Below are 13,112 nucleotides of genomic sequence, written 5' to 3' on the forward strand. Positions count from 1 at the left end.
TTTTCGTTTTCAGCGAGCGGTCGCCCGCTCGCGGCCGCCCAGCGACAACAACACCAGCACGGCCGCCAGCACTCCGTAGGCCCCGGCAAACTGCCACACGATGCCGCGCGAGGCCGCATCGAGCAGCCACGGCAGGTAGATGCCGCCGGACGGCTGCACCGAGTGGATCACCCCGAACAGGCTCAGCGCGCCGCCCAGCAGCAGGATCAGCGCGGCGCGTCGCGGGCGATGGTCGATCAGCGCCACCACGAAGCTGGCCCAGACCATCGCGGTGATGATGAAGCCGTTGCCCAGCACGGTGATCACCGCCAGCTCGGAGATGCCGTGCGTGCCGTCGTTGAACAGCCGGGCGAATTGCTCCGGCGGGATGTAGGTCGGGTCGCTGAGCTTGATCGTCAGCATCCGCGCGATCGCCGGGAAGAAGCTGAACACCACCGCCGCCGCGTAGCGCATCGGCGTCGCCTCGAACGCCTGCACGGTGATGCCGATCGCCACGAACACCAGGATCGGCGCGAGCACCGGCAGCGGCAGCAGCTCGACCAGGTTCGACAGATAGCCGAACACGCCGCCCAGCCCGACCACGATGCCGGTGAGCAGGGTGTAGCCGCTGCGCGCGCCCATCGCCTTGTACGAGGGCTGGCCGATGTACGGCGTGGTCTGCGCCACGCCGCCGCAGAAGCCGGCGGCCAGCGTGGCCAGCGCCTCGACCAGCAGGATGTCGCGGGTGGAATAATCATCGCCGGCGGCGCGCGCGCTCTCGGTGACGTTGATCCCGCCGACCACCATCAACAGGCCGAACGGCAGGATCAGCGGCAGGTACGGCACGATGTACGCCAGCCCGCCCACCCACTGCAGCGTCGGCCACGGCAGCGCGAAACGCCACTGCCACGCCGCCGGCGCGTGGTAGCCCGCGCCCAGCCAGCCCGGCGCGCCGAGCCCGTAGTACAGCAGCGCACCGAGCACGAACGCCACCAGCACGCCGGGCAGGCCGAACGGCATCCGCGCGTGCGCCACCAGCGCGTACAGCACCACGCCGAGCCCGGCGAACCCCACCACCGGCAGCTTGAGGATCTCCACCAGCGGCAGGAAGCCCATCAGCACCAGCGCGATGCCGGCGATCGAACCGAGCAGGCCGGCACGCGGCACATGCCGCTGCACCATCGCGCCGAAGAACGACAGCACGAACTTCAGCACGCCCATCACCACCAGTGCGGCCATGCCCAGCTGCCAGGTGGCGATCGCCGCGGCGTGTTCGTCCATGCCGCCCTGCCTGAAGCCGAGGAAGGCCGGGCCGAGCACGAGCAGCGCCATGCCGATGCTGGTCGGCGCATCCAGCCCCAGCGGCATCGCGGTGACATCGTCGCGGCCGCGGCGCCGCGCCAGCCGGCGCGCCATCGCGGTATAGGCGAGGTTGCCCAGCAGCACGCCCAGCGCGGTGCCGGGAAACATGCGCAGGAACACGACGTCCGCGGGAAAGCCGAACAGGCCGATCAGCGCCGCGGCGAGAAAGCCCATGATGGACAGGTTGTCCACCAGCAGGCCGAGGAAGCCGTTGAGGTCGCCGGGGGCGAGCCAGCGGTTGGCTGAGGCGCTCATGCGCGCGGCCCGCCCGGGCCGATCGCGCAGCCGCCGTGCGAGGATGCCGGCGGCGCCGGCGAACGGGAGTTCATCGAGTCGTCTCTCCTGGATGTGGACATCCGGACATTGGCGGCAACCGCGCAGCGACGCAATACGGGATGATGGCGAGCACCCGGCGCATGGCACTGTCGAAATCGCGGCGCCCGATTCGTCGCTCCCGCAGACCCTCCTGCCACGCAAGGAAACCGCCCATGCCGTCCACGACCCGCGCCAGCCTCCACGCCCTCGGCCTGCTCGCCCTGCTGTCGCTGACCGCCGCCAACGCCGCCGAGGTGAAGTACCGGCTGGACCCCGACCACACCTACCCCAGCTTCGAGGCCGACCACCTCGGCGGCCTGTCGGTGTGGCGCGGCAAGTTCAACCACAGCCGCGGCACGGCGACCCTGGACAAGGCCGCCGGCACCGGGACGGTCGAGGTGGTGGTGGACATGAAAAGCGCCGACTTCGGCCAGGAGCAGCTGAACCGGAAGGCGCAGGACAAGGAGCTGTTCGACACGGCGGAGTATCCGCAGGCCATCTACCAGGGCCGCCTCGCCGGTTTCGTCGACGGCAAGCCGACCCGGGTGGACGGCACGCTCACCCTGCACGGCGTGACCCGCCCGCTGCAATTGAAGATCAACAGCTTCAAGTGCATGCCGCATCCGCTGCTGAAGCAGGAGCTCTGCGGCGCCGATGCGCTGGCGACGTTCCAGCGCGACGCCTTCGGCATGGACGCCGGCAAGGCCTACGGCTTCGGCATGACGGTGACGCTGCGCATCCAGGTCGAGGCGATCGCCGTGCCCGCCACCTGAGTCGCCTCGGGCCAGCGCCACGTACCGCGCGCTTTGCATTTCGAATGACTGCCCCACCAAGATACAAGTTGTACAGTGGATTTCTGGATCGTGGCCTTCACATTGTTCAGCCAAGGGGCGTCAGATGAATCCGCAGAAGCCGGTGGGTGCGCGAGTCAAGATTTCGAAGCACGGTCCCTATCTCGTCTCCGGCGCGCTGCCTCTGCACCAGCAGACCATCGGCACCAACGAAGAGGGCGAGTCGACAAGCTGGGACAAGGGGCGGCAGTACCCCGCGCAGGAGCAATATGCGTTGTGCCGCTGCGGCCACAGCGCGAGCAAGCCGTTCTGCGACGGCACGCACGCCAAGATCGGATTCGACGGCGGCGAAACGGCGAGCCGCGAGCCGTATCTCGATCAGGCTGAAGTCATCCGCGGCCCGACCATGTCGCTCACCGACGTCGAGGGCCTGTGCGCGTTCGCGCGCTTCTGCGACCCGCATGGCAAGGTGTGGAACCTCGTCGGCGAATCCGACCAGCCCGCGGCCGGCAAGCACTTCGTCAGCCAGACCTGCGCCTGCCCGTCCGGGCGGCTGGTGGCCTGGGACAATGAGACCGGCAAGCCGATCGAGCCCGCGTTCGAGCCATCGATTGCCCTGATCGAGGACCCTGCCCAGCAATGCTCCGGCCCGATCTGGTTGCGTGGTGGCGTGCAACTGATCGGCGCCGACGGCTTCGTATACGAAATACGCAACCGGATGACCCTGTGCCGCTGTGGCGCGTCTCGGAACAAGCCGTTCTGCGACGGCACGCATGCATCGATCGGATTCAGCGACAGCGAATGAACAGTGTCGGCCCGTACGGGCTCAAGCCAGTGCCAGCACGTCGCCCAGCAGCGCCTGCGCGGTCACCTCCGGACCCGCGCCCGGACCCTGGATCACCAGCGGCTGCGCGTAGTAGCGGGTGGTGGTGAGCGCGAACTGGTTGTCGGTGCCGTACAGCCGCGCGGCCGGGTGGGTGAGCGGCACTTCGGCCAGGCCGACGCGGGCATGCCCGCGCTGATTGAGCCGGGCCAGGAAGCGCAGCACGCAGCCGCGCGATTTCGCCTCGGCATGGCGCGCCGCCAGCGGTGCGTCGAGTTCGGCCAGCCTTGCCAGGAACGCCTCGGTGTCCAGTTCGCGCAGCGACTCGGGCACCAGGCCCTCCACCTGCACCTCGTCGGTGCCCAGCGCGAAGCCGGCGTTGCGGGCGATGATCAGCAGCTTGCGCGCCACGTCCTCGCCGGACAGGTCCGAGCGCGGATCGGGTTCGGTATAGCCGAGCTGGCGCGCCTCGCACAGCAGCTCGGAGAACGGACGGCTGCCGTCGTACTGGTTGAACAGCCACGACAGCGAACCGGAGAACACGCCTTCCAGGGTGAGCAGGCTGTCGCCGCAGGTACGCAAGCGACGCAGGGTGGACAGCACCGGCAGGCCGGCGCCCACCGTGGCCGAGTCGCCGTAGCGGCCGCCATTCGCCAGCGCCGCCTGCAGCGCGCGCCAGCCGGAGAGTTCGCCGCCGGCCAGCGCCTTGTTCGCGGTGACCACGTGGTAGCCGCGCGCCAGCCACTCGGCGTGACGCGCGGCCAGCGTCGCGCTGGCGGTGGCGTCGACGATCACCTTCACCACAGCGTCGCTGGCGTCTAGCGCGGCGAGCAGGCTGGCGTTGTCGCGCGGGACACCGTGCTGGTTCAGCTGCTCGCGCAGGTTGCGCCGGGCCAGGCTGGCCGGGTCGGTCTGCTGGCGCCGCGAGTTCGCCGCACCGACCAGCCGCAGCGAACCCGCGGCGGCGGTGTTGAGCAGTTTCAGCAACGCGCCGCCGACCACGCCGGTGCCGAGCAGCACGATCGCGATGGTGGAGGATGCCTTGTTCGCGGTGCCCGTCTCGCGCTCGGCCAGCACCGCGCTCATGCAAGCACCCGGCGTTTGGACTTTCCTGCCGCCGTGGCGCGGAGCAGCGCCGCGTCGAGGTCGCGCAGCAGGTCGTCGCCGTCCTCGATGCCCACCGACAGCCGCAGCAGGCTGTCGGCGATGCCGGCGGTGCGGCGCGCTTCCGGCGCCATCGCGGCATGGGTCATCGTGGCCGGGTGCGCGATCAGGCTTTCCACGCCACCCAACGACTCGGCCAGCGAGAAATACTGCAAGCCGTTGACGAACGCCTCGATCTGCGCCACGTCGCCGTCCAGCTCGAAGCTCAGCATCGCGCCGAAGCCCTGCTGCTGGCGTGCCGCCAACGCATGGCCGGGGTGGCTGGCCAGGCCGGGGTAGTAGACCTTGCGCACGGCGGCGTGCGCGTCCAGCCGTTCGGCGATGCGTGCGGCATTCTCCTGGTGCTGGCGCAGCCGCACGCCGAGCGTGCGCAGGCCGCGAAGGGTGAGGTAGCTGTCGAATGGCGCGCCGGTAAGGCCATTGCAGTTGGCCCACCACTTCAGCTGCTCGGCCAGCGCCGCGTCGCGCGCCACTGCCGCGCCGCCGACCACGTCGCTGTGGCCGTTGATGTACTTGGTGGTGGAGTGCACCACCACGTCGGCGCCGAGCAGCAGCGGCTGCTGCAGCGCCGGCGACAGGAACGTGTTGTCCACCACCAGCAGGGCGCCCACCGCGTGCGCCGCCTGCGCCACATGGCGGATGTCGGTGATCCGCAGCAGCGGGTTCGACGGCGTCTCCACCCACACCAGCGCCGGCTTCCTCGCCAGGCCGGCGGCCAGCGCCGCGCTGTCGGTGAGGTCGGCGAACTCGACCTTGAAGCGGCCCTTCTTCGCCCATGCATCGAGCAGCCGCCAGGTGCCGCCGTAGCAGTCGTGCGCCGCCAGCACGGTGGCGCCGGCCGGCACCAGCTCCAGCGCCAGCGCCACCGCCGACATGCCGCTGGAGGTCACTACCCCGCCGGCGCCCTGCTCCAGGTCCGCCAATGCCTCGCCGAGCAGATCGCGGGTGGGGTTGCCGCTGCGCGAGTAGTCGTACGCGCGCTTGCGGCCGAAGCCGGCGAAGCTGTAGTTGGTCGACAGGTGCAGCGCGGGCACCACGGCGCCGTGCTGGGTGTCGCTCTCGATGCCGGCGCGTACGGCGCGGGTACAGGGGGCGGGCTCGGTCATCTCGATCTCCAGGTCTTTCGTCAGTCGATGAATGCGGGTTCTTGCGTAGGGCGGGCACTGTCCGCCGGCTCTTCGACGATGCGGATGGCTCGGAAGCGGCGGGCACTGCCCGCCCTACGAACCGACCCGCGCTGCTAGGCCAGCGCTTCGCGCAGCAGCGGCGCGAGCTGTTCGGGTTCTTTCAGGAAGGCGTCGTGGCCGTACGGCGATTCGACCACCTCCAGCGTGGCCGGGCCATGCAGGCGGCGCTGCAGTTCGCACAGGTCGGCCAGCGGCACCAGCCGGTCGGAGGGGAAGCCGATCAGCGTGGCCGGGACGGGAATCCGCTCAGGCTGCACGTCGTGCAGGTCGATCGACTCGGACAGCGCGAGGAAGCGATCCGCATCGAAGCGTTCGACGAACCGCCGGCCCTGGTGCGCCAGGTAGTCCTCGACCGGGAAGTGAAAGCGCTCCTCGCGCCACTCCGGCCCGCCGGCGAAGCGCCGGCCGAACTCGGCGCTGCCACGGTAGGTGGTGATCGCCAGCTGGCGCGCCAGCGCCAGCGCCGCATCAGCCTGGCCGCTGGCCTGGCCCAGCCGCACGATGCCGCGCTGTACGCTGCGCTGCGCGGTGCTGAGCGGATGCGGCCGGTGCGCGCCGGCCAGCAGCAGCAGGCGCCCGACGCTGCGCGGATGCCGCGCGGCGAACGCCAGCGCCACCATCGCGCCGTAGGAGGAGCCGACGAAGGCATGTGCCTGCGCGATGCCCAGCTCGCCGAGCAAGGCAGCCAGCGCGTCGGCCTGGTCCTCGCTGGAGACCGAGCCGGTGCCGAGCCGGTCCAGGCTGAGCCAGTCGATGGACAGCACGCGCCAGCGCTCCAGGTCGATCGCCGCGCCGGTGCCGACCAACGCCTGCCACCAGCCCGGCGCCGCGCCGCCGTCCAGCGCGGTGACGTCGCGATCGGCCGAGATGCCGCCCTGCACGATCACGGTGGGCGCGCCCGGCGCACCGCACCACAGGTAATCCACCTCCACCTCGCGCGGGCCGCTGCCGTACTTCGGGCTGAGCCGCAACCGGCGGGTGCTGCGCTGGGCGGTGAGCGGCGAACGCACGTACGCCGGCTCGGCAACGGCGGCGCAGGCGGCCTGGCGGGCTTCGGTACGGCGGGTTTCGGGCAGCAACGTCATGAAACTCTCTCCGGTCGGCATCGCCCTGCGCGGGACCGGAAGGGTCGTCGGTACCGGTTTGGCGGGAGCTGCCGCGAGCCGGACGACGCCCATCTTCCGGTGGATGCCGCAGCATCCCCGCAGGAGTTGGCACCGTGGCGGAAGCGCTCCGCAGGTTGCCCCGGCTTCAAAGGGCCTGTCCCTCAGCCGGTCTCGATGAGTGGGCAGATAGTGATACCTGCCGCCATGCCTTGTCAATAGACGTCTAAACGTCTAGACACATATATGTTTATTCGATCACATCATTTGTCGATGGCATGGCGACGGGACAAAGCTCGGCCTACCGCAACATTCCCCACGGAGACCGCCATGAGCCTGCAACTGGGCGACACCGCCCCCGACTTCACCCTCGACTCCACCGAGGGGCCGATCCGCTTTCACGACTATGCCGGCGACCGCTGGGTGGTATTCTTCTCGCACCCGAAGGACTTCACCCCGGTGTGCACCACCGAACTGGGCGCGTTTGCCGGCCGCAAGGCCGAGTTCGACGCGCGCAACACGCGGCTGCTCGGCCTGTCGGTGGACTCGGTGGCCGACCACCACGGCTGGGCGAAGGACATCGAGGACGTGGGCGGCGTCGCGCTGAACTACCCGCTGCTGGCCGACCCGGCGCTGGAGGTGGCGAAGCAATACGGCATGTTCCACCCCAAGGCGGACCCCAAGGTCACCGTGCGTTCGGTGTTCGTGATCGATCCGCAGAAGAAGGTGCGCCTGGTGCTCACCTACCCACCCAGCGCCGGCCGCAACGTGGACGAGGTGCTGCGCGTGCTCGACTCGCTGCAACTCACCGACGGCCGCAAACTGACCACCCCGGTGGACTGGCAGCCGGGCGACGACGTGATCATCGCGCCCTCGGTTTCGGACGACGACGCGAAGAAGCTCTACCCCGGCGGCTGGAAAACGCTGAAGTCCTACCTGCGCCTGGTGCCCGCGCCGCAGGCCTGAGCATCGCGCGCCCTCCCCTGCTGCAAGCAGGGGAGGGCTGGGGAGGGATTCGCTCTTGATCCTGAAGCCCAGGTCAAAAGCCACCCCCTCACCTGAAGGACTCCCTTCGGTCGCCAACCTCACCCTGCAAGCAGGGGGAGGAGCACAATTCACGCCTCTCCTCAACACCCTCGCCCATGAGCATCCAGCCTGACCTCTCCGCCACCGTCGGCCGCACCCCGCTGCTGCGCCTGCGCCACGCCTCCGCCCTGACCGGCTGCGAGATCCTGGCCAAGGCCGAGTTCCTCAACCCCGGCGGCTCGATCAAGGACCGCACCGCGCTCGGCCTGCTGCTGGATGCCGAGCAGCGCGGGCAGATCCGCCCCGGCGGCCGCATCGTCGAGGGCACCGCCGGCAATACCGGGATCGGGCTCGCCCTGCTCGGCGCCAGCCGCGGCTACCGCACCACCATCTTCATGCCGGACACGCAGAGCCGGGAGAAGATCGACGCGCTGCGCATCGCCGGCGCCGAGGTGCGGCTGGTGCCCGCGGTGGCCTACAAGGACCCGAACCACTACGCGCACCAGGCCCGCGCCCACGCCGAGGCGGCGAACGCGGCCGCGCCGGGCAGCGCATGGTTCGCCAACCAGTTCGACAACACCGCCAACCGCGACTGGCACGAGACCAGCACCGGGCCGGAGATCTGGGACGATGCCGGCGGCCGCGTCGACGGCTTCGTCTGCGCCGCCGGCACCGGCGGCACCCTGGCCGGCGTGGGGCGCGCGCTGAAGGCGCGCAATCCGCAGGTGCGCATCGCGCTGGCCGACCCGGCCGGCTCGGCGCTGGCCAGCTACGTCAACACCGGCGAGCTGGTCGCCAGCGGCAACTCGATCAGCGAAGGTATCGGCTCCAGCCGGGTCACCGCGAACTTCGACGGCGCGCCGATCGACCTGGCCTGGTCGATCCCCGACGACGAGTCGGTGCCGCTGCTGCACCGCCTGCTGGCCGAGGAAGGCTGGTGCACCGGCGGTTCCAGCGGCGTCAACCTGGCCGGCGCGATCCGCCTCGCCCGCGAACTCGGCCCCGGCCACACCATCGTCACCGTGCTCGCCGACGCCGGCACGCGCTACCAGGCCAAGCTGTTCAACCCGGCGTTCCTGCGCCAGAAAAACATCCCGGTACCGGACTGGCTGGCAACGGCCTTCCCGTAGGAACGGGCGCCGCTTCGCCCGCGTCCTGCTAACGTAACCGGATGACTCCCCGCCCCGACACGTCCGCACTGCACGACCGGCTGCAGCGCGACGGCTTCGCCTTCGTCACCGCCGACATCATGCGCCACCTGCTGGACGCGCCGACGCTGGGCGACTGGCCCGCGTTCGTCGCCAGCTGGAACGACCTGGCGCCGGACACCTACCTCGCCGCCAGCGGCCGCCACCGGCGTCGCCGGCATGCCACGTTCTCCGCCGATGCCGACGGCGGCCTCCGCCGCGAGGCGCACCAGCCGCATTACCAGAGCCTCGCGTACAACCCGCTGCAGGGCGACATCCAGCGCTGGTTCGAGCCGGTGCTGCCGGCCATCGCCGACGGCGCCAGCCTGCGCCGCATCCTCGCCTTCTGCCGCGACTGCTTCGGCGCGCTGGCCCCGGCCATCCGCCACTGGCACATCGAGGTGCACCAGTTCCGCATCGAGGCGCGCGCGGACGAGGCCGGCGAACCGACCCCCGAAGGCGTGCACCGCGACGGCGTCGACTACGTGCTGGTGCTGCTGATCGACCGCGAGAACATCGAGCGCGGCACCACCACCATCCATGCGCCGGACGGCCGCGAGCTGGGCAGCTTCACCCTCGCCCACGCCTTCGACGCGGCGCTGGTCGACGACCACCGCGTGTTCCACGGCGTCACTCCGGTCACGCCGTTCGACCCGCAGCAGCCGGCGCACCGCGACGTGCTGGTGGTGACGTTCAGGTCCGCCTGAGCCAGCGCGACTGCGTTATGCTTGCGCTGACTCACCTCCGCTCCGGGAGATCGCATGTCCGTCGCTGCCAACATCGTGATCGCGTTGATTGCGCTGCTGCACGTCTGGTTCCTGATCCTGGAAATGTTCCTGTGGACGCGACCCTCCGGCCGCCGCGCATTCGGCACCACGGCGGAATTCGCCGAGCAGTCGAAGGCGCTGGCCGCGAACCAGGGTCTCTACAACGGCTTCCTCGCCGCCGGCCTGGTCTGGGGCCTGCTGCTCGGCAACGGCGGCGCCGGCTTCAGCGTCAAGTTGTTCTTCCTCGCCTGCGTGGTGATCGCCGGTATTTACGGCGGGCTGACCGCAGCCCGGAAGATCCTGCTGTTCCAGGCCCTGCCGGCGGCGATCGCCCTGGTGCTGATCCATCTGGCCTGACCGGCAGACACTCATGACCACGCCCTCACGCGAAGCGGTCGGCCAGCGCTTCGACCCCGCCCTGATGCAGCGCGCCCGCGAAAGAACCTGGGACGTGCTGCACGGCATCCGCGCGCGCATGCGGCCAGGCATCAGCGAGGACGAGGCCAGGCTCGAAGCGGCCGACGTATTTCGCGAGCTGGGTGTCGAGCGGCTGTGGCACCCGGTGATCATCCGCATCGGCGCGAACACCGTGAAAACCTACCGGCAGCGCTCCGACCCCGGCGTGCGGCTGGGTGAGAACGACAGCTACTTCATCGACCTCGGCCTGGTCTTCGACGGCCACGAGGGCGACGCGGGCGACACCTTCGTGGTCGGCCACGCGCCGCAGCGGCAGGCCTGCGCGGAGGCGGCGCGCGCGCTGTTCGGCGAAGTCGCGGCGGCGTGGCGTTCGCGGGGGCTGAGCGGGCAGGCGCTGTATGCGTTCGCCGGCGAGCGCGCCGCGGCGATGGGCTGGCGGCTCAACCACGCGATCAAGGGCCACCGGGTCGGCGATTTCCCGCACTCGATCCACCAGGGTGGCGACCTCGGCGAGCTGGCGGCGTCGCCATCGAGCGGGTTGTGGGTACTGGAAATCCAGATCGCGCATCCGACGGAACCGTTCGGCGCGTTCCACGAGGACCTGCTGTCGACGTAGCCCGCCAGGAAGCAGGCACTCATTGAAAAAGCCCGCGAAGGACAGCATCTGAACGGTCCCCTCGCTGCCTTTGCGCAGCTCTTCCCGGAGTCCCGCCCGTGGCCCGCAAGAAAGCCCTGACCCTGTACCGCAACATCGGCATCATCGCGCACATCGATGCGGGCAAGACCACCACCACCGAACGCGTGCTGTACTACACCGGGCGCAAGCACCAGATCGTCGACGTGCACGACACCAAGGAAGGCAAGGGCTCCACCACCACCGACTACATGGAGCAGGAGCGCAAGCGCGGCATCACGATCCAGTCGGCGGCGGTGACCGCGGAGTGGAAGGGCCACCAGATCAACGTGATCGACACGCCCGGGCACGTCGACTTCACGATCGAGGTGAACCGCTCGCTGCGCGTGCTGGACGGTGCCGTGGTGGTGTTCGACGGCGTCGCCGGAGTGGAGCCGCAGACCGAGACCAACTGGCGCCTGGCCGACCAGTACAAGGTGCCGCGGCTGTGCTACGTCAACAAGATGGACCGCATCGGCGCGAACTTTGCGCACTGCGTGAAGGGCATCCGCGAGCGCCTGGGCGCCCACGTGCTGCTGTGCCAGGTGCCGCTGGGCAGCAGCGACGAGTTCGTCGGCATGGCCGACCTGGTCGCGGGCGTGGGCTACCTCTGGGCCTCCGACGACAAGGACAGCGTGTGGGAGACCGTGCCGCTGGAACAGCTGAAGGATCGCCTGACGTTCGGCGCCAGCGCCGACAACGCGTGGATCGCCGACCTGCCGAAGCTGCGCCAGGACCTGCTGGAAACCGCGCTGGCGCTGGACGATGACGCCTTCGAGCGCCTGCTGGACACCGGCGGGTTCGATCCGGCCGTGCTGAAGCGCTGCATCCGCCAGGGCACCGTCAGCGGCGCGCTGGTGCCGGTGCTGTGCGGCTCGTCGTACAAGAACAAGGGCGTGCAGCAGCTGCTCGACGCGGTGGTCGACTACCTGCCCTGGCCGGGCGAGAACGGTGGCATCGCGCTGGTCGACGAGGATGGCCACGTCATCGGCGAGCAGGCGGTGACCGACGACGCGCCGGCGCGCGCGCTGGCGTTCAAGGTGATCAACGACCAGTTCGGCACACTCACCTTCTGCCGCATCTATTCGGGCGTGATCAGGAAGGGCGACACCCTGCTCAACGTCACCCGCGGCAGGAAGGAGCGCATCGGCCGCATCGTCGAGGTGCAGGCCGACGACACCCGGGAAATCGACGAGGTGCGCGCCGGCGACATCTGCGCATTCGTCTCGCTGAAGGACACCGAGACCGGCGATTCGCTGGCCGACCCGGCGCACCCCGCGCTGCTGGAACGCATGCGCTTCCCGGAGCCGGTGATCAGCGTGTCGGTGGAGCCGAAGAACCGCAACGACGTCGACAAGCTGTCCACCGCGCTCTACAAGATGGTCAAGGCCGACCCGTCGCTGAAGCTGGAGGTGGACCAGGAAACCGGCGAGACCGTGCTCAAGGGCATGGGCGAGCTGCACCTGGAGGTGACCATCGACCGCATGCGCACCGAACTGGGCGTGGAAGCGACCATGGGCAAGCCACGGGTCAGCTTCCGCGAGGCGTTCGGCAAGACCATCGAGCACACCTACACGCACAAGAAGCAGACCGGCGGCAGCGGCCAGTTCGCCGAAGTCACCATGATCTTCGAACCGGGCGAAGCGGGCTCGGGCGTGGTGTTCTCCGACGAGGTGGTCGGCGGCCGCGTACCGCGCGAATACATCCCGGCAGTCGAGCACGCAGTGAAGACCGAGTCGCAGGAAGGCCAGGTCGCCGGCTACGAGGTGGTCGACTTCAGGGCGCGCCTGATCGACGGCAAATACCACGACGTCGACTCGTCCGCGCTGGCGTTCGAGATCGCCGCCCGCCAGTGCTTCCGCGAGGCGCAGAAGCTCAGCAAGCCGAAACTGCTCGAGCCGATCATGCGGCTCGAGGTGGTGATGGAGGCGGACTACCTCGGCGACGTCATCGGCGACATCAACCGCCGCCGCGGCAGCGTCAGCGACCAGGGCCAGAAAGGCAGCTCGGCGTTCGTGCAGGGCTTCGTGCCGCTGGCCGAGATGTTCGGCTACATCAACTTCCTGCGCTCGGCCACCCGCGGCCGCGGCACCTTCAGCATGGAGTTCGACCACTACCAGGACGTGCCGGCCGGCATGGTGGACAAGCTGATGGAGAAGGAGGCGAAGTAGACCCTCGCCTCTTCGGGAAACCACCCGCACGACGATCGCCAGCGCGGGCCGCCATGGCGACTCCACTCATCCTGTACTGAAGAAAAACGACAGGGCACACCCTGCGCCCGGCGAGCGGTAGCATACTGGTCGCCCGCAGGAGCGCAT

Annotated in this window: 12 protein-coding genes and 1 riboswitch; of the genes, 8 read left to right on the plus strand and 4 right to left on the minus strand. The window is 69.6% G+C overall.

Translation table 11 applies throughout. The features are described from left to right. Positions 1–9: 9 nt before the first annotated feature. Positions 10–1,596, minus strand: coding sequence for a hypothetical protein (locus tag AC1Q5A_RS02225; RefSeq protein ID WP_492697824.1), 1,587 nt, complete (start codon positions 1,594–1,596; stop codon positions 10–12). 233 nt (positions 1,597–1,829) lie between these two features. On the opposite strand from AC1Q5A_RS02225, the gene AC1Q5A_RS02230 reads away from it, so the two are divergent. Both AC1Q5A_RS02230 and AC1Q5A_RS02235 read left to right on the plus strand, forming a co-directional pair. Beyond that, a complete protein-coding gene (locus AC1Q5A_RS02230) occupies positions 1,830–2,429 on the plus strand; it encodes a YceI family protein (RefSeq protein WP_492697826.1) in 600 nt (199 codons plus the stop codon). Between the two features lie 124 nt (positions 2,430–2,553). After that, positions 2,554–3,252 carry a CDGSH iron-sulfur domain-containing protein gene (locus AC1Q5A_RS02235; protein ID WP_492697828.1) on the plus strand — a complete coding sequence of 233 codons (699 nt, stop codon included), beginning with the start codon at positions 2,554–2,556 and terminating at the stop codon, positions 3,250–3,252. A gap of 21 nt (positions 3,253–3,273) precedes the next feature. On the opposite strand, the gene AC1Q5A_RS02240 is transcribed toward AC1Q5A_RS02235, so the two are convergent. The 3 genes from AC1Q5A_RS02240 to metX all read right to left on the minus strand — a co-directional run bounded on the left by AC1Q5A_RS02240 (position 3,274) and on the right by metX (position 6,706). Further along, entirely contained in the window at positions 3,274–4,356 is a 1,083-nt protein-coding gene (locus AC1Q5A_RS02240) for a homoserine dehydrogenase family protein (RefSeq protein ID WP_492697829.1), read from the minus strand. Next, entirely contained in the window at positions 4,353–5,540 is a 1,188-nt protein-coding gene (metB, locus tag AC1Q5A_RS02245; RefSeq protein ID WP_492697830.1) for a cystathionine gamma-synthase, read from the minus strand. Before metB ends, AC1Q5A_RS02240 begins: the two co-directional genes overlap by 4 nt. A 134-nt stretch (positions 5,541–5,674) precedes the next feature. Next, positions 5,675–6,706: a homoserine O-succinyltransferase MetX gene (gene metX, locus AC1Q5A_RS02250; RefSeq protein ID WP_492697832.1), complete on the minus strand. Its 1,032-nt coding sequence runs from the start codon at positions 6,704–6,706 to the stop codon at positions 5,675–5,677. 86 nt (positions 6,707–6,792) lie between these two features. Continuing rightward, positions 6,793–6,908: riboswitch (SAM riboswitch) on the minus strand. Positions 6,909–7,054: 146 nt separating this feature from the next. Here metX and AC1Q5A_RS02255 point away from each other — a divergent pair. The 6 genes from AC1Q5A_RS02255 to fusA all read left to right on the plus strand — a co-directional run bounded on the left by AC1Q5A_RS02255 (position 7,055) and on the right by fusA (position 12,965). Beyond that, positions 7,055–7,690, plus strand: a complete 636-nt coding sequence (locus AC1Q5A_RS02255) for a peroxiredoxin (RefSeq protein ID WP_492697834.1) — start codon at positions 7,055–7,057, stop codon at positions 7,688–7,690. A 176-nt stretch (positions 7,691–7,866) separates the two neighbouring features. After that, entirely contained in the window at positions 7,867–8,880 is a 1,014-nt protein-coding gene (locus tag AC1Q5A_RS02260; protein ID WP_492697835.1) for a cysteine synthase A, read from the plus strand. A 41-nt stretch (positions 8,881–8,921) separates the two neighbouring features. Next, complete coding sequence (locus tag AC1Q5A_RS02265; protein WP_492697837.1) at positions 8,922–9,644, plus strand: 2OG-Fe dioxygenase family protein; 723 nt, start codon at positions 8,922–8,924, stop codon at positions 9,642–9,644. A 54-nt stretch (positions 9,645–9,698) separates the two neighbouring features. After that, entirely contained in the window at positions 9,699–10,061 is a 363-nt protein-coding gene (locus AC1Q5A_RS02270; protein WP_492697838.1) for a DUF1304 domain-containing protein, read from the plus strand. 13 nt (positions 10,062–10,074) lie between these two features. Beyond that, positions 10,075–10,737 carry a M24 family metallopeptidase gene (locus AC1Q5A_RS02275; RefSeq protein WP_492697839.1) on the plus strand — a complete coding sequence of 221 codons (663 nt, stop codon included), beginning with the start codon at positions 10,075–10,077 and terminating at the stop codon, positions 10,735–10,737. A gap of 98 nt (positions 10,738–10,835) precedes the next feature. Next, positions 10,836–12,965, plus strand: coding sequence for an elongation factor G (fusA, locus tag AC1Q5A_RS02280; protein ID WP_492697841.1), 2,130 nt, complete (start codon positions 10,836–10,838; stop codon positions 12,963–12,965). The last annotated feature ends 147 nt before the right edge of the window (positions 12,966–13,112 follow it).

Source organism: Rhodanobacter sp. GW835-FHT13D09 (genome assembly GCF_058793995.1).